This is a genomic window from Lacimonas salitolerans, from assembly GCF_042677865.1.
Lineage (GTDB): Bacteria > Pseudomonadota > Alphaproteobacteria > Rhodobacterales > Rhodobacteraceae > Lutimaribacter > Lutimaribacter salitolerans.
This window is the reverse complement of record NZ_JBHUDD010000047.1, coordinates 19,655-35,700: the sequence shown is the minus strand read 5'-3', so window position 1 is coordinate 35,700 and position 16,046 is coordinate 19,655. Positions and strand designations below refer to the sequence as shown.

The window sequence follows — 16,046 nt, the reverse complement described above, 5'->3', positions numbered from 1 at the left end:
ACCGCGAAATNGCCGTGCAACGCACGGTCAAACCCCCGCCGTCGATTCCGGGCCCGCCCTGCGGCTGGGGCTCCGGCCTTGCGACCCATGAAACCGCCACAGGACGCTTCGTCACCCTTCGCGGAACGCCTTGGCAAAATAATCCGTGAACGGCTTGACCAGATAGGCGATCGGCGTGCGGTCGGCGGTGCGGATGAACGCCTCCACCGGCATGCCGGGGATCAGGGTCACGCCTTCGGGCAGCTTGGCCTGCTCGCCCTCGCTCAGGATGATCTCGGCGCGATAATAGGAAATACCCTGGTTCTCGTCCGTGAACGCATCCGCCGAGATCAGGTTCACCGTCCCGAACAGTTCCGGCGTCGTGCGCTGATCCAGCGCGGAAAACCGCAAGGACACCTCCTGCCCGACACTGATCTGGTCGATGTTCGTCGGATCGACCCGCGCGGCAATCACCAGCGGGCGATCCTGCGGCACGATATACATCACCGGATCGGCCGGCCGCACCACGGATCGCGGCGTGAACACCTGCAGGCCATAGACCACGCCGCTGACAGGCGCGCGGATGTCCATCCGTTCCAGCCGCTCGATCAAGGCGCGGCGCTGCTCCTTCAGCTCCAGCTCGTTGAACTGCAAATCACGCAGCCGGGTGATCGCCTCTTCGCGCCGCCGGGTCGACAGCTTGATCACCTCGATATCGATCTCGGTGATCCGCCCCTCGGCCTGCGCCTTCTGCGCCGCCAACTCGCCCACCTGACCGCTCAGCCGGGCCTGTTCGCGTTGCAGCGCCAGCACGCGGCTGGCCTGCGCCAGCCCGCGATCCAGCAGCGATTGCTGATCGGTCAGTTCGCGCTCGATCAACGCCAGTTGCTGGGTCAGCGCCACGCGCTGCGCCTCGATGCCCTCGACCTGGTTGCCGATCTGGCCCCGGCGCTTTTGCAACTGGTCGACCTCCTGCGCGATCGATTCGCCACGCGCCTCGAACAGGCGCTGCTGCCCGTCCATCAGGCTTTGCACTTCGACCCGCCATGCCATCGCCTCGGTCAGCAAAGGATCGAATGTCAGGCTTTCGGCGCTGTCACGCTCGGCCTCCAGCCGGGCACGGCGGGCCAGGATTTCAAACAACTGCCCTTCGATGATGGCCAGTTCCGATCGCATCCGCGAACCGTCCAGCCGGATCAGGATCTGATCCAGTTCGATGGTGTCGCCTTCCTCAACCATGATCTCGCCGACCACACCGCCATCGGGGTGCTGCACGACCTGCCGGTTCTGATCCACCTCGATCCGTCCGCCCGCGATGATCGCGCCTGAGATATTGGTCAGGGCGGCCCAGCCGCCAAACCCGCCGACCAGCACAAGCAAGGTGATCAGGCCCAGCGTCATCGGCCCGCTTGTGGAAAAGCGTTTCCTTGCGTCGCTCATCGTACACCGCCCCCGCCCTTGCTCTGGGTGATCTGCTGATGGTTCTGCACGACCTTGCGCAGCACCTCTTCCTTTGGTCCATAGGCCACGCGCTGTCCGCCTTCCAGCATCAGCAGCATGTCGCATTCCTGAATCGCCGCGGGCCGGTGCGCCATGATCAGAACCGACTTGCCTTCGGATTTCATCTGCCGGATCGCAAGGTTCAGCGCGTCACTGCCCTCGTTGTCGAGGTTCGAGTTCGGCTCGTCCAGCACAAGGATCATCGGGTCGGAATACATCGCCCGGGCCAGCCCGATGCGCTGCATCTGCCCGCCCGACAGACGCCCGCCCGCCGCCGACACCTGCGTGTCATAGCCGTTGGGCAGCTTCAGGATCATGTCATGCGCACCCGCCTTCTTGGCCGCCGCAACCACCTTTTCCGGGTCGGGCTGGCCCGCCAGCCGGGCGATGTTGGCGGCGATCGAGCCGTCAAACAACTGCACCCGCTGCGGCAGATAGCCGATATGCTCGCCCAGAACCGTGGGTTCGTACTGATCCAGCGAGGCCCCATCCAGCCGGATCTTGCCCCCGGCCGGTCGCCAGACCCCTGTGATGGCGCGGGCCAGCGTGGACTTTCCCGCCCCGGACGGGCCGATCACGCCCACGGCCTGCCCCGGCTCGACCTTGAAGCTGACCATGCGCAGCGACGCCTGGGCCTCGCCCGGGGGCACGATGGTGGCCTGCTGCACGTCCAGAATGGCGCGCGGTTTCGGCAGGGCGGTGCGCGGCTGTTCGGGCGGCACCTCGCCCAGCAGTTCCTCGAGGTTCTGCCAGCCCTTGACCGCGCGCTGCACCACGGGCCACTGGTTCACCGCCATCTCGATCGGTGCCAGCGCGCGCCCCATCAGGATCGACCCCGCGATCATCGCGCCCGGCGTCAGCTCGCCCTGCAACACCAGATAGGCCCCAAGACCCAGCATGGCCGATTGCAGGAACAGCCGGAATGTCTTGGTGGTCGAGGTGAACGTGCCCGACAGGTCCGCCGCGCCGATCTGACGGTCCAGCGACTGGTCGCGCACCGCCTGCCAGCGCGCAAACGCCGCGTCGCGCATGCCCATCGCCTGCACCATCTCGGATTCCGACTGGATCTGGTTCGACACCATCTCGGCATGATAGGTGGCGCTGTTGGCCTCGGTCACCGGGCGACGCGTGACATACTGGTTGATCACCGTCACGAAGATCAGGATCGCCCCGCCGACAATGGCCAGATAGCCCAGCCACGGGTGAAAGATCGCGATGGCCAGCAGGAAGAACGGCGTGGCAGGGATGTCGAACACCGACATCAGCACCGGCGACGCCATCAGCCGCTGCACCGATTCCAGATCGCGCAGCCCGCCCGAGGTCTGCTCGTCCGATTTCAGCGCCGACTTGCGGATCACCGCGTCGAACACCCGCTTGTCCAGCGCCGACTGAAACCTTGCGCCCACCCGGGCCATGACGCGCCCGCGCGTGTAATCCAGCAGCCCCATCATGCCGTACAGGAACGCCACCAGCACCGTCAGCGCGAACAGCGTCTCATACGACCGGCTGCCCAGCACCCGGTCATAGATCTGCAACATGTAGATCGGGCCGGTCAGCATCAGAAGGTTGGCGAACACGCTGAAAATGCCGACGAACCAGTACAGGTACCGGCTCTGCTTGCGCACCGCGACCAGTTCCGCGCGTCCTGCTTCGGTTTTCTTGGATGTCATGTACGTCTTCCGCCGATCTGTCTAATCATTCATCTGCCCGGCACAGTTTTGCCAACAGGCAGCGGGTGTTCAAATGCTTTTGTGTTGCTGTCGCGAATCTGCCACAGCACTGTCTATCTGGGTAGCAGGGGGTGGGTTCGACCGCCAATTGAATTAGGTACATCTACATGCATTATGGTGGGAAATAAATTGAAGATCACGCGCTCATCCTTTTTTCGGTCCCTGATTTCGGGCGTGGCCCTTGCCGGAGTCGCGGCCTGTGCTGCCCCTGTTTCCAGCGGAATCAACGACCCCTACGAGGACGAGAACCGCGTTCGCCACGAGTTCAACCGCAACCTCGACCGTGCCCTTGTCGGCCCTGCCAGCCGGGGCCTTGCGCAGGGCGTACCCGGCCCGGTCACCTCCGGCGTGTCCAATTTCGCCGACAACCTCAGCGAACCACGGCATTTCGTGAACCACGCCCTTCAGGGCAATGTCGAAGGCGCGATCATGAACACCCTGCGCTTTGCGGTGAACACCACGGTCGGGCTGGGCGGTCTGATCGACATGGCCAGCGCGCTGGGGATGCCCGAGTTCGACACCGATTTCGGTGAAACCCTGCACACATGGGGTGTCGGAGAAGGGGCCTATGTGGAACTTCCCGTTTTTGGCCCCTCGACACAGCGCGACGTGGCTGGCCGCGCGGTCGACTTTTTCCTGAATCCGCTGACCGGCAGCCTGCCCAAACCCGAGAAATACTATGCCACCGGCGTCAACATCGCCGCGCGTGTCGCCGACCGGGGCCAGTTTTCCGGCACGGTTGATTCGGTGCTGTACGACAGCGCCGACAGCTATGCCCAGACGCGGCTGATGTACCTGCAGAACCGGCGGTTCGAACTCGGCGGTGGTTCGGATGCCGATTATGACGACCCCTATGCCACCGGCAACGACCCGATGTACGAGGACCCCTATGATGATCCCTATGCAGAATAGACCACGCTCCAACCGCTCGCGCCGCGGCTTCCTCGGCCTGATCGGCGGCACCATCGCCGCGCTGCCGTTCCTGCCCACACCCGCCTTTGCGATGACCGAGGCCGCGGCCAAGTCGCTGGTGGACAAGCTGGTGGCCGAAATCAACGCCGTCATCAGCTCGGGCCAGTCCGAGGCCGCGATGTACCGCGAATTCGAAGGCATCTTCACGCGCTACGCCGACGTGCCCACGATTGCCCGCTATGCGCTGGGGGCCGATGCCCGCCGTGCCAACCCCGCCCAGATGCGCGCCTTTACCCAGGCGTTCCAGCGTTTCATCTCGGTCAAGTATGGCCGCCGCTTCCGCGACTTCATCGGCGGCCGGATCGAGGTGAACGAGGCACGCGCCGTCAAAAGCTTCATCGAGGTGCGCACCACGGCAATCCTGCGCGGCAAGGCCCCGTTCAACGTGACCTTTCTGGTTTCCGACCGCTCGGGCAGTGACAGGTTCTTCAACATGTTCATCGAAGGCGTGAACATGCTGCTGACCGAACGCACCGAGATCGGCGCGATGCTGGACCGGCGCGGCGGCAACATCGACCAGATGATCGCGGACCTGCGCGCGGCAGCCTGACGCCTCTACCGGGTGCCACCCTGCGTCGGTGCCTGGCCCGGCTCGGCTGTGCCGCCACCACCACCACCGCCACCACCGCCGCCGCTGCGACCGCCTCCGAACAGGCTGTCCAGCACGGCCTCGATCCCGTTGCGGGTGCTGTCCTGCGGCGTCATCTGCCCGGGCTGCTCGGAAAACTCGGACATCGCGGCAGGCGGCGTCATCGGCAGCTCGCGCACCGGCACGCCCTCGTGCACGCGTGTCATCGTCTCGTGCCAGATCTCGGCAGGCAGGCCCGATCCCGTCACCCCGGTCAGAGGCGTGTTGTCGTCATAGCCCATCCAGACACCGGCCACGTAATCGGCGGAAAACCCGATGAACCAGGCATCGCGCGCGGCCTGCGTCGTGCCGGTCTTGCCCGCCACGGGGCGGCCATCGGGCATGCGCGCACGGCCGCCGGTGCCATCGGTCACCACCTGATGCATCATCCATGTCAGCTCGCGCGCGGCGTCCTCCTGGATCACCCGTTCGCCGATACCGCCCGTCGCCGACATCACCGGCGTGTCATCGCCCAGCATCTTCAGCTCGACCAGACCATAAGGCGTGACGGACGATCCGCCGTTCAGGATACCGGCATAGGCTCCCGTCATCTCGATCAGCGTCGTGTCGGACGCCCCCAGCGCCAGCGCCGGCCCCAGCGCCATGTCCGAGGCGATGCCGAAATCGCCGGCCACCTTGCGCACCATGTCCAGCCCGACGCTCTGCGCCACCTTGACCGCCGGTATGTTCAGAGAGTCGCTCAGCGCCCGGGTCAACGTCACCGGGCCCTTGTAATCGCGGCTGTAGTTCTGCGGGCACCACTCGCCCGAACCGGGGATGGTGATGCAATAGGGCGCGTCCTCGATCACGTCGTTGGCCGAATATCCCATGTCCAGCGCGGCGGCATAGACAAACGGCTTGAACGCCGATCCGCTTTGCCGCAGCGCCTGCGTGGCGCGGTTGAACGCCCCGATCACCTTGGTCTGACGCCCGCCGACCATGGCCCGCACGGCACCTTCGGCATCCATGACCACGATGGCCGCCTGCGCCTTTGACCCCTCGCGCACCTTGGTTTCAAAGATGTGCTTCATCGCGTCCTCGGCGGCCCGCTGCACGCGCGGGTCCAGCGTGGTGCCGATGATCACGTCATCCGACGTATTGCGGGTAAAGAACTCGGGGCCGGACGACATCACCCAATCGGCAAAGTACCCGCCCGCTTGCGCCTCGGCCGCCTCGGACAGTTGCGCCGGGTTGGCCCGTGCCTCGCGTGCCTGCGCGTCCGTCAGATAGCCCTGATCGCGCATCAGCCCGATCACCAGCCCGGCCCGGTCCTGCGACCGCTCCAGGTTATTGGTGGGCGACAGCGCCGTGGGCGCGGTCAACAGACCCGCCAGCATCGCGCCTTCCGCCGGAATCAACTGCCCCGCGGTCTTGCCGAAAAACCGCTGCGACGCAGCCTCGGCCCCGAACGCCCCGCCGCCCATATAGGCGCGGTTCATGTAGATCGTCAGGATCTCGTCCTTGGTGTATTTCGCCTCCATCGCCAACGCATAGACCGCCTCCTTGGCCTTGCGCGACAGCGAGTTGCGGCGGCAATCCGCCTCGTAGGCGGCTTCGGTCTTCCATTGCGCGGGATCGTACTCCACCCCGAGACACATCAGCTTGGCCGTCTGCTGCGTGATGGTCGATCCGCCATGGCCGGAAAACGGGCTGCGCCCCTCGCGCATGTTGATGCGGATGGCGCTGGCGATCCCGCGCGGGCTGACGCCGAAATGACGATAGAACCGCTTGTCCTCGATCGCGATGACGGCATTCTTCAGATGCGGGCTGACCATGTCCGCGGTCACGACTCCGCCGAACTGATCGCCACGCCATGCGAATTTCGCGCCATTGGCATCCAGCAGCGTGACCGACCCGCGCTGCCGCCCGTCCAGCACCTGATCCAGGTCCGGAAGGCTGCTGTAGAAATACCCGACCGCCAGACCCAGCAGCAGCAAGGCCACCGTTCCCAGCCGCCACGACACGCCCCAGATGATGCGCCAGAAGAACCGGATGATCCCGATGAAGAACGCGGCCACCGGATTGCGTTGCCGCGCAGGTTTGCGCCGCACGGGTTTCTTGCCCGCAGGCTTGCGCGCTGCCGGTTTCGCCGTCTTCTTCGTCGTTCTGCCGTAGCGCCGTTCTGCCACCAGTGGTGGCCGCCTGCGTCCTGAATCAGCCATGATCGCCCTGCCCGAGCCCTTTTGATTGCACCGACCATACCCCTGATAGCAACAGATGTTGACCCTGCACATGGACCCCATGATCTTTTTGTTTTGACTATTTTTTAGGCATATTTCCTATTGAGATTAATTTTTGTGCGTTTACCCCAGATTAATGCCCACGGATACAGCACCAAACCTTCCTCTTGGCCCCGACTCTCCGATTTTCTGCATCTGCAAACTGGCGGGCACCCACCGCCGCAAGTCGCAAAGGGGACTAAGGTGAAACTGATCATTGCAACGATCAAACCGTTCAAGCTCGAAGAGGTCCGCGAAGCGCTGACCGAAATCGGCGTGCGCGGGATGATGGTGACCGAAATCAAGGGGTTCGGCGCACAGTCGGGCCACACCGAAATCTATCGCGGTGCCGAATATGCCGTGAATTTCGTGCCCAAGATCAAGCTGGAGATCGCCGTGAACGCCGCGATGGCCGATCAGGTGGTCGAAACCATCGCAAAGACCGCCAAGACCGGCAAGATCGGTGACGGCAAGATCTTTGTGCTGGACCTTCAGCAGGCCGTGCGCGTGCGCACCGGCGAAACCAACGAAGACGCGCTGTGATGCGTGCAGGGGGAAAGGACAAGATGATGAATTTCGCAACGAAACTGGGGTTGGCAGCCGCGCTTGTCGCGCTGCCCAGCCTCGGGATGGCGCAAGAGACCGAGGCCGCAGCCGAGGCCGCGCCCGATATCATGCCCTATATCATGACGACGCTGCTGTTCCTGATCGGCGGCTTTCTGGTGTTCTGGATGGCCGCAGGCTTTGCCATGCTCGAGGCCGGCCTCGTCCGTTCCAAGAACGTGACGATGCAGCTGACCAAGAACATCGCACTGTTCTCCATCGCGGGCATCATGTACTGGCTGGTCGGCTTCAACCTGATGTATCCGGGCGATTTCAATGGCTACATCGGCAGCTTCTTCAGCATCACCCAGCTTGAGCCAGTGGGTCTGGATGCGGCCGACGCCGATCTCGGCTATGCCTCGGTCGCCTCGGACTTCTTCTTTCAGCTGATGTTCGTCGCCGCCACCGCCTCGATCGTGTCCGGCGCGCTGGCCGAGCGGATCAAGCTGTGGCCGTTCCTGGCCTTCGTGGTCGTGCTGACCGGTTTCATGTACCCGATCTCGGGCTCCTGGCAGTGGGGCGGCGGTTTCCTTTCCGAAATGGGCTTCTCGGATTTCGCCGGTTCGACCGTGGTTCACTCGGTCGGTGGCTGGGCCGCGCTGGCAGGTGCCATCGTGCTGGGTCCGCGTCTGGGCAAGTACAAGGACGGGCGCGTCAATCCGATGCCGGGCTCCAACCTTGCACTGGCCACGCTGGGCACGTTCATCCTGTGGCTGGGCTGGTTCGGCTTCAACGGCGGCTCGCAGCTGGCTGCGGGCACCGTGGGTGACATCACCGATGTCGGCCGGATCTTTGCCAACACCAACATGGCCGCATCCGCCGGGGCCGTCGCCGCGCTGATCCTGACCCAACTGACCTATGGAAAGGTCGACCTGACGATGGTTCTGAACGGTGCGCTGGCCGGTCTGGTGTCGATCACCGCCGAACCGCTGGCACCGACGCTGTTCGGGTCGCTGTGGATCGGGGCCGTGGGTGGCGTGATCGTGGTCTACGCCGTGCCGCTGCTGGACAAGCTCAAGATCGACGATGTCGTCGGCGCGATCCCCGTCCACCTGTTTGCCGGTATCTGGGGCACCCTCGCCGTGGTGTTCTACAACGGCGACACCAGCCTGACGACACAGGTGACGGGCATCGTGGCCTACGGCGTGTTCACCTTCGTGGTGGCGCTGGTGGTCTGGTTCATCCTCAAGCTGACCATCGGGATCCGCGTCAGCGAAGAGGCCGAGATCACCGGTCTGGATACATCGGAACTGGGCATGGAGGCCTATCCCGACTTCACCAAGGGCTGATACCTCCTTCCATCAGCTTCTTTGACACTGACCNCTCGCCTGCGCCCTTGGGGGCGGCGGCCCGGGCCGCCGCGGGTGGCACCGGGGGGATGAACCTTGACCCATTGCACTGGCGGCGCTGTCGGATGCCTCCGGCGGGAGTTTACCCGGCAAGATGAAGGGGACCCCCGGTCTTTCACAGGCCAGCGCGCAAAAGAAAAGGCCCGGGGGGCACCCGGGCCTTGCCGTCGTCATCCGGTCAGGTTCAGTTCAGCGCCTTGTCCGTGATCGCGTGGGTCCAGGCCCCTTCGGGTTCTTGCGTGATCACCGGATCAGACCCACCGGCCAGCAGCGACTGCACCGTGCGCTCGTAATCCTCGGGGTCCAGCGCGCCGTTGCTGCCTGCGGTCAGCTTGGCGATCTCGCCCATCATTCGCTTCTGGTGCTCTTCGGTCTGGGCGCCGGTCGCGTCGTTGTCCAGTACGATCTCGGCCGCCTCGTCAGGGTTTTCCTGGGCGTATTTCCAGCCCTTCATCGAGGCCCGCACAAAGAGTTCCATCCGGTCGACGAAATCCGGATCGTCCAAGTTGTCTTCGAGCACATAGAGACCATCCTCGAGCGTGGCGACGCCCTGATCCTCGTATTTGAACACCACCAGATCCTCGGGGGTGAAGCCCGCGTCGATCACCTGCCAGTATTCGTTGTAGGTCATGGTCGAGATACAGGCCGCCTGGTTCTGGATCAGCGGATCGACGTTGAACCCCTGTTTCAGGACGGTCACGCCTTCGTCGCTGCCATCGGTGGGGATGCCAAGCTGGCTCATCCAGCTCAGGAACGGGAACTCGTTGCCAAAGAACCACACGCCCAGCGTCTTGCCCGGCAGGTCATCCGTGGTGGCCACGCCGCTGTCCTTGCGGCAGGTCAGCATCATCCCCGAGGATTTGAACGGCTGGGCGATATTGACCAGCGGCAGACCCTTTTCGCGCGCGGCCAGCGCGGCGGGCATCCAGTCGACCATCACGTCGGCCCCGCCCCCGGCGATCACCTGCGTCGGCGCGATATCCGGGCCGCCGGGCTTGATCGTCACATCCAGCCCTTCTTCGTCATAAAAGCCCTTGTCCTGCGCCACGTAATAGCCCGCAAACTGCGCCTGCGTGACCCATTTCAGTTGCAGCGTCACCTCGTCCGCGGCGGCCATGCCGCCCCAAAGGCCAAGGGCGGCCACACCCAGTGTCGTTCCCACATGTTTCATTGTCATACTCTCCTTGCTGGTTTGTTGGCTTGGTTGTTTTTTGTTATGCTCTGCCTCGTTGCGACGGGTGCCAGAAGGTCACTGCCTTTTCCAGCAGCGCGACCCCGCCATAAAATGCCGACCCTGCGATGGCGGCGACCACGATCTCGGCCCAGACCAGATCCAGCGCCAACTGCCCAACCGAGGTCGAGATGCGAAAGCCCATGCCCTTGATGGGCGAGCCAAAGAACTCGGCCACGATCGCACCGATCAGCGCCAGCGTGGTTGCGATCTTGAGCCCGTTGAAGATGAACGGCATCGCGGCCGGCAGGCGCAGTTTCAGCAGCGTCTGCCAGTAGCTGGACCCGTAGGTGCGCATCAGGTCGCGCTGCATCCTCTCGCTGGCCTGCAAGCCCTGCACGGTGTTCACCAGCATTGGAAAGAACACCATCACCACGACCACGGCCGCCTTGGACTGCCAGTCAAAGCCGAACCACATCACCAGGATCGGGGCCATGCCGATGATCGGCAGCGCGGCCACGAAATTTCCCACCGGCAGCAGCCCGCGTTGCAGAAACGGAAAGCGGTCGATCGCCACCGCTATCAAAAAGGCCGCGCCGCAGCCCATGACATAGCCCGACAGCGCACCCTTGATCACGGTCTGCACGAAATCCTGCCACAGGATGCCGGTGGAAATCGCGAACCGCGCGGCAATGGCCGAGGGTGGCGGCAGGATGACCGAAGGCACATCAAGTCCGCGCACGAAACATTCCCACATCACCAGCAGCGTGATGCCGAATATCACCGGCACCGCCAGCCCCGTGGCGCGGCTTTTGGGCAGGCGTGCCAGCCAGACATTGGCCAGCCAGCCCAGGGCCCATGCCACCAGCCCTGCAAGAACCCAGCCCATCACGCCATCCCCATGCGTTTCAGCACGATCCGCTGGATCAGGCCGATACCGGACACCAACACCGCCGCCAGTGCCGCGGCCATCAAAAGCGCGCTCCAGATCTGGATCGTCTGGCCATAATAGCTTCCCGCCAGCAGGCGCGCGCCCAGTCCGGCCACCGCCCCGGTGGGCAATTCGCCCACGATGGCACCCACCAGCGACGCCGCCATCGCCACCTTCATCGAGGTGAACAGATACGGCATCGACGATGGCAGGCGCAGGGTCCAGAACGTCTGCCCCGAACTGGCGTTCCATGTCTTCATCTGGTCAAGCTGCATCACACCGGGACTGCGCAACCCCTTGACCATGCCCACGACCACCGGGAAAAACGACAGATACATCGAGATCAGCGCCTTGGGCAGCAGCCCCGAAATGCCCACCGCGTTCAGCACCACGATGATCATCGGCGCGATGGCAAGGATCGGGATGGTCTGGCTGGCGATGACCCAAGGCATCACGCTCATGTCCATGACGCGATTATAGACGATGCCCACCGCCAGCGCGATGCCCAGCGCGGTGCCCATGGCGAACCCCAGCAGCGTGGCCGACAGAGTGATCCAGGAATGATAGATCAGGCTGCGCTTTGACGTGATGTTCTTTTCGACCGTGGTTTCCCACAGCTCGACCGCCACCTGATGCGGTGCGGGCAGCTTGGGCTTGTCCTGCGCCCAGGTGTCGGCCACCATTTCGGTGTATGACAGCTCGACCCCCGCGCGCCCCGCCCGGTCATAGGCCCAGGCCGCGTTCAGCCAGACGGCGGCAGCATACCAAAGCACGAAAATCGCGGCGACGATGGTCAGGATCGGCAGCGCGTTGCGTGTCATCCTCGCCCTTCCCCCGACTTGTGGCCGCTACAGAACCATACGCATGCGTATATGCATGCCATGTGCATGGCCCGTGCACGGGATGTGACCGCCTTATCCCTCATAGGCATGCCCCGCGCGCAGCCCTTCGCGGACGCGATGGGCGATCTCCAGAAACTCGGGCGTGTCGCGGATATCCAGCGGCCGGTTGCGCGGCAGAGTGCTTTCGATCACGTCGGTGATGCGCCCCGGTCGCGGGCTCATCACCACGATCCGGGTCGACAGATACACCGCCTCGGGAATCGAATGGGTGACAAAAGCGATAGTCTTGTTGGTGCGGTCCCAAAGCTTGAGCAACTGCTCGTTCAGGTGGTCGCGCACGATCTCGTCCAGCGCGCCAAAGGGTTCATCCATCAACAGAATGTCGGCATCGAAGGCCAGCGCCCGCGCGATGCTGGCGCGCTGCTGCATGCCCCCAGACAATTGCCAGGGGAACTTCTTTTCGAACCCCGCCAGATCGACCAGCTCCAGCACACGGGCCACACGGGCACGTATGTCGGCCTTGTCATACCCCATGATCTCCAGCGGCAGGGACACGTTGCGCCCGATGGTGCGCCACGGATACAGGCCCGCCGCCTGAAACACATAACCATAAGCCCTTGATTTACGGGCCTCTTCGGCGCTCACCCCGTTGACGGTGATGCTGCCGCCGGTGGGGGTTTCCAGATCGGCCATGCAGCGCAGGAACGTCGTCTTGCCACACCCCGACGGCCCGATGAAGGACACGAAGTCGCCCTTGGCGATGTCCAGATCGACACCCTTCAGCGCATGAACCGGGCCGTCATTGGTCTGGAACGTCAGGTCCAGATCGCGCGCCGCTATGATTGACATGCTCATTCTACAGATGCTTCTCTCATCGAACGGAGTGTCGGGGGTCTGACTTCAAACCATTTGAATGAGTTGACAAGATTCTGTTCCTTAGTCACCGATTGCAGAGGATTGATTATCACATCATGCCCAGGCTCACCGGTTTCATAGTTTACTACCATTACATTTAGTAGAGGTAGCTCATGCGCTTGGCAGAAACGGGCGACCATTCCCAATGGTTCGGAGAGCGTGTGGCCAGCCTGAACTGTATAGCCCATCAACTGAGCCAACTCCCCGTATGTAAGGATTCCTTGCCGGGCCAGCCTCCCCGAGCACTTATGTCCAACGAAACTGGAAACAATCATGAATATTTGATGTGCCTGCTCATGTCGCCTCGCAGGGCGCGCGTATCGTTTAATGGGCATTGAAGTGTCCTTTCAAAACGTTTCATTTGGTACAAAAATGCTCCAAATGAAACAAAAAGTCAACCAACCCATGCTCACACCCCCGTCGCCGGAATGCCCGTGCGCTCTACGGGGCGCGGGGCGGTCAGGTCTTTCCATTTCGACAGCGCGGTGTTGGTCGCCGTGTTGCCCTTGCGCGCGACGAACTGCCCGTGCCCTTCGCGGCTGCGCATCTCGCCGTCATACACAGCGACATGGCCACGCGTCAGGGTGAACCGGGGCAGGCCCTTGACCTTGTGACCTTCGAACACGTTGTAATCAATGGCAGAAACCTGCGCACCTGCAGTGATGGTCTTTTCCTTTTCCGGGTCCCAGACCACGATATCGGCATCCGCACCGGGCAGGATCGCACCCTTCTTCGGATAGCAGTTCAACACCTTGGCCACGTTGGTCGAGGTGACGGCCACGAACTCCTCGGGCGTCAGCCGGCCGGTGCCCACCCCATAGGTCCACAGCATCGGCATCCGGTCCTCCAGCCCGCCGGTGCCATTGGGGATCTTGGTGAAATCGCCCACGCCATAGCGTTTCTGCTCGGTGGTAAAGGCGCAGTGATCCGTCGCCACCACCGACAGGCTGCCCGATTGCAGACCTGCCCACAGGCTGTCCTGATGCGCCTTGTTGCGGAACGGCGGTGACATCACGCGCCGCGCGGCATGGTCCCAATCGGCGTTGAAATACTCGGACTCGTCCAGTGTCAGATGCTGGATCAGCGGCTCGCCCCAGACCCGCTTGCCCTGTTGGCGCGCGCGCCGGATCGCCTCGTGCGCTTCTTCGCAGGACACATGCACCACATACAGCGGCACACCCGCCATGTCCGCGATCATGATGGCACGGTTGACCGCCTCGCCCTCAACCTGCGACGGGCGCGAGTAGGCATGAGCCTCGGGGCCGCTATTGCCCTCGGCCAGCAGCCGCGCCGACAGCTCCGCCACCACGTCGCCGTTTTCCGCATGCACCATGGCGGTGCCACCCAGTTCGGCCAGGCGTTTGAAGCTGGCGAACATCTCGTCGTCGTTCACCATCAGCGCGCCCTTGTAGGCCATGAAATGCTTGAAGGTGTTGATCCCGCGCGTCTCGATCACGGTCTTCATCTCGTCGAACACCTGCTCGCTCCACCATGTCACCGCCATGTGGTAGCTGAAGTCGCAATGCGCCCGACCCGATTTGTTGTCCCACATCTGCAGGGCGTCCAGCAGGCCCTGACCCGGGCTGGGCAGCGCGAAATCCACCACCATCGTGGTGCCTCCTGCCAGCGCCGCGCGCGTGCCCGAGTCGAAATCATCGGTCGAGTATGTGCCCATGAAGGGCATTTCCAGATGCGTATGCGGATCGATCCCGCCCGGCATCACGTAACATCCGGTGGCGTCCAGTTCGGTATCGCCCTTCAGCCCCTCGCCGATCTCGACGATCCGCTCGCCCTCGATCAGCACATCGGCCTTGTAGGTCCGGTCATGGGTGACGATGGTGCCGTTCTTGATGACTGTGGTCATTGCTATCTCCCTATTGTTGTCCGTGAACGCAGGTCGCCCCGGTCCAGTCGCCAACGTTTATTCAACGATCTCCGCCGTCTCGACCACCGCATGAAACAGCACCTCGGCCCCGGCGGTGGACCATTCCTTGCTGATTTCTTCGGCCTCGTTATGGCTCAGCCCGTCAACACAGGGGCACATGATCATCGCCGTCGGTGCCACCTGGTTGATCCAGCAGGCATCATGCCCCGCCCCCGAGATTATTTCGCGATGGCTGTAGCCCAGCCGCTCGGCCGCGTCGCGCACGGCCTGCACGCAGCCGGGATCGAACGTCACCGGGTCGAACCCGCCGACCTTTTCGAACGCAACCTCCAGCCCCATGTCATCGCAGATCGCCTGCGCCTCGGTCCGCAGCCGGGTCTCCATATCCTCGATCACCGCCAGATCGGGGCTGCGGAAATCGACGGTGAACACCGCCTTGCCGGGGATCACGTTGCGCGAGTTGGGATAGATATCGATATGCCCCGCCGCACCAACAGCATGGGGCGCGTGCGACCACGCAATCTCTTCAACCTTTTCCAGAATGCGCGCCATGCCCAGCCCGGCATTCTTGCGCATCGGCATCGGGGTCGATCCGGTGTGGCTGTCCCGCCCCGTCACCGTCACCTGCGTCCAGCTCAGCCCCTGACCATGGGTGACAACGCCGACATCCACGCCCTCGGCCTCGAGGATCGGACCCTGCTCGATGTGCAACTCGAAAAACGCGTGCATCTTGCGCGCGCCCACGGGTTCTTCGCCTTCCCAGCCGATGCGCTTCAACTCGTCGCCGAAACGCTTGCCCGCCGCATCCACGCGGTCCTTGGCCCAGTCCTCGGCGTGGATCCCGGCAAACACGCCCGACGACAGCATCGCCGGGGCATAGCGCGTGCCTTCTTCGTTCGTCCAGTTGGTGACGACGATCGGGTGCCTGGTCCTGATCCCCAGATCGTTCAGCGTGCGCAGGATTTCCAGCCCGCCCAACACGCCCAGCACGCCGTCGTATTTCCCGCCCGTGGGCTGGGTGTCCAGATGGCTGCCCACATAGACCGGCAGCGCATCGGGGTCGGTGCCGGCGCGCAGCGCAAACATGTTGCCCATCGTGTCCAGCCCCATCTCGCAGCCCGCAGCCTCGCACCACTGCTGGAACAGCGCGCGCCCTTCGGCATCCGCGTCGGTCAGCGTCTGGCGGTTGTTGCCACCGGCCACACCCGGGCCGATCTTGGCCATCTCCATGAGGCTGTCCCACAGACGGTCGCCATTGATCCGCAGGTTTTCACCCGGTGCAGACATGATATCCCCCTGTCTTGCCTTGCGGCTTCGCTTGC

13 protein-coding genes are annotated in these 16,046 nt (G+C 63.5%); 4 read left to right on the top strand and 9 right to left on the bottom strand.

What is annotated here, in order from left to right:
- Nucleotides 1-111: 111 nt before the first annotated feature.
- Both ACFTOW_RS07310 and ACFTOW_RS07305 read right to left on the bottom strand, forming a co-directional pair.
- Nucleotides 112-1,419 (bottom strand): HlyD family type I secretion periplasmic adaptor subunit, encoded by a 1,308-nt coding sequence (locus ACFTOW_RS07310; protein ID WP_379914407.1) that lies wholly within the window; start codon nucleotides 1,417-1,419, stop codon nucleotides 112-114.
- Nucleotides 1,416-3,149 (bottom strand): type I secretion system permease/ATPase, encoded by a 1,734-nt coding sequence (locus ACFTOW_RS07305; protein ID WP_379914406.1) that lies wholly within the window; start codon nucleotides 3,147-3,149, stop codon nucleotides 1,416-1,418. The genes ACFTOW_RS07310 and ACFTOW_RS07305 overlap by 4 nt, the downstream gene beginning before the upstream one ends.
- Before the next feature lie 234 nt (nucleotides 3,150-3,383).
- On the opposite strand from ACFTOW_RS07305, the gene ACFTOW_RS07300 reads away from it, so the two are divergent.
- Together ACFTOW_RS07300 and ACFTOW_RS07295 are read left to right on the top strand one after the other, a co-directional pair.
- On the top strand, nucleotides 3,384-4,121 hold the full coding sequence (locus tag ACFTOW_RS07300; protein ID WP_379914405.1) for an MlaA family lipoprotein: 738 nt from the start codon (nucleotides 3,384-3,386) through the stop codon (nucleotides 4,119-4,121).
- Nucleotides 4,111-4,731, top strand: coding sequence for an MlaC/ttg2D family ABC transporter substrate-binding protein (locus ACFTOW_RS07295; protein ID WP_379914404.1), 621 nt, complete (start codon nucleotides 4,111-4,113; stop codon nucleotides 4,729-4,731). The genes ACFTOW_RS07300 and ACFTOW_RS07295 overlap by 11 nt, the downstream gene beginning before the upstream one ends.
- Before the next feature lie 5 nt (nucleotides 4,732-4,736).
- Here the strand turns inward: ACFTOW_RS07295 and ACFTOW_RS07290 are convergent, their stop codons facing one another.
- Nucleotides 4,737-6,971: a transglycosylase domain-containing protein gene (locus ACFTOW_RS07290; protein WP_379914403.1), complete on the bottom strand. Its 2,235-nt coding sequence runs from the start codon at nucleotides 6,969-6,971 to the stop codon at nucleotides 4,737-4,739.
- 261 nt (nucleotides 6,972-7,232) lie between these two features.
- On the opposite strand from ACFTOW_RS07290, the gene ACFTOW_RS07285 reads away from it, so the two are divergent.
- Both ACFTOW_RS07285 and ACFTOW_RS07280 read left to right on the top strand, forming a co-directional pair.
- A complete protein-coding gene (locus tag ACFTOW_RS07285; RefSeq protein WP_024810600.1) occupies nucleotides 7,233-7,571 on the top strand; it encodes a P-II family nitrogen regulator in 339 nt (112 codons plus the stop codon).
- A 26-nt stretch (nucleotides 7,572-7,597) separates the two neighbouring features.
- Entirely contained in the window at nucleotides 7,598-8,920 is a 1,323-nt protein-coding gene (locus tag ACFTOW_RS07280; RefSeq protein ID WP_379914402.1) for an ammonium transporter, read from the top strand.
- Nucleotides 8,921-9,164: 244 nt separating this feature from the next.
- Here ACFTOW_RS07280 and ACFTOW_RS07275 read toward each other — a convergent pair whose 3' ends face one another.
- From ACFTOW_RS07275 to ACFTOW_RS07250, 6 genes are all read right to left on the bottom strand, one after another.
- Nucleotides 9,165-10,151, bottom strand: coding sequence for an ABC transporter substrate-binding protein (locus ACFTOW_RS07275; RefSeq protein WP_379914401.1), 987 nt, complete (start codon nucleotides 10,149-10,151; stop codon nucleotides 9,165-9,167).
- A 43-nt stretch (nucleotides 10,152-10,194) separates the two neighbouring features.
- A complete protein-coding gene (locus ACFTOW_RS07270) occupies nucleotides 10,195-11,040 on the bottom strand; it encodes an ABC transporter permease (protein ID WP_379914400.1) in 846 nt (281 codons plus the stop codon).
- Nucleotides 11,040-11,903: an ABC transporter permease gene (locus tag ACFTOW_RS07265; protein ID WP_379914399.1), complete on the bottom strand. Its 864-nt coding sequence runs from the start codon at nucleotides 11,901-11,903 to the stop codon at nucleotides 11,040-11,042. Before ACFTOW_RS07265 ends, ACFTOW_RS07270 begins: the two co-directional genes overlap by 1 nt.
- A gap of 93 nt (nucleotides 11,904-11,996) precedes the next feature.
- Nucleotides 11,997-12,779, bottom strand: coding sequence for an ABC transporter ATP-binding protein (locus tag ACFTOW_RS07260; RefSeq protein ID WP_379914398.1), 783 nt, complete (start codon nucleotides 12,777-12,779; stop codon nucleotides 11,997-11,999).
- 469 nt (nucleotides 12,780-13,248) lie between these two features.
- The gene (hydA, locus tag ACFTOW_RS07255) at nucleotides 13,249-14,703 is read right to left on the bottom strand and encodes a dihydropyrimidinase (RefSeq protein ID WP_379914397.1); all 1,455 of its coding nucleotides are present in this window, start codon (nucleotides 14,701-14,703) and stop codon (nucleotides 13,249-13,251) included.
- A 57-nt stretch (nucleotides 14,704-14,760) separates the two neighbouring features.
- Nucleotides 14,761-16,011: a Zn-dependent hydrolase gene (locus ACFTOW_RS07250; protein ID WP_379914396.1), complete on the bottom strand. Its 1,251-nt coding sequence runs from the start codon at nucleotides 16,009-16,011 to the stop codon at nucleotides 14,761-14,763.
- Nucleotides 16,012-16,046: the final 35 nt, after the last annotated feature.

Excerpts from the sequence above, each read along its gene's own strand:
- ACFTOW_RS07310 (WP_379914407.1), bottom strand. The coding sequence starts at position 1,419 with ATGAGCGACGCAAGGAAACGCTTTTCCACAAGCGGGCCGATGACGCTG.
- ACFTOW_RS07305 (WP_379914406.1), bottom strand. The coding sequence starts at position 3,149 with ATGACATCCAAGAAAACCGAAGCAGGACGCGCGGAACTGGTCGCGGTG.
- ACFTOW_RS07295 (WP_379914404.1), top strand. The coding sequence starts at position 4,111 with ATGCAGAATAGACCACGCTCCAACCGCTCGCGCCGCGGCTTCCTCGGC.
- ACFTOW_RS07290 (WP_379914403.1), bottom strand. The coding sequence starts at position 6,971 with ATGGCTGATTCAGGACGCAGGCGGCCACCACTGGTGGCAGAACGGCGC.
- ACFTOW_RS07280 (WP_379914402.1), top strand. The coding sequence starts at position 7,598 with ATGAATTTCGCAACGAAACTGGGGTTGGCAGCCGCGCTTGTCGCGCTG.
- ACFTOW_RS07275 (WP_379914401.1), bottom strand. The coding sequence starts at position 10,151 with ATGAAACATGTGGGAACGACACTGGGTGTGGCCGCCCTTGGCCTTTGG.
- ACFTOW_RS07270 (WP_379914400.1), bottom strand. The coding sequence starts at position 11,040 with ATGGGCTGGGTTCTTGCAGGGCTGGTGGCATGGGCCCTGGGCTGGCTG.
- ACFTOW_RS07265 (WP_379914399.1), bottom strand. The coding sequence starts at position 11,903 with ATGACACGCAACGCGCTGCCGATCCTGACCATCGTCGCCGCGATTTTC.
- ACFTOW_RS07260 (WP_379914398.1), bottom strand. The coding sequence starts at position 12,779 with ATGAGCATGTCAATCATAGCGGCGCGCGATCTGGACCTGACGTTCCAG.
- hydA (WP_379914397.1), bottom strand. The coding sequence starts at position 14,703 with ATGACCACAGTCATCAAGAACGGCACCATCGTCACCCATGACCGGACC.
- ACFTOW_RS07250 (WP_379914396.1), bottom strand. The coding sequence starts at position 16,011 with ATGTCTGCACCGGGTGAAAACCTGCGGATCAATGGCGACCGTCTGTGG.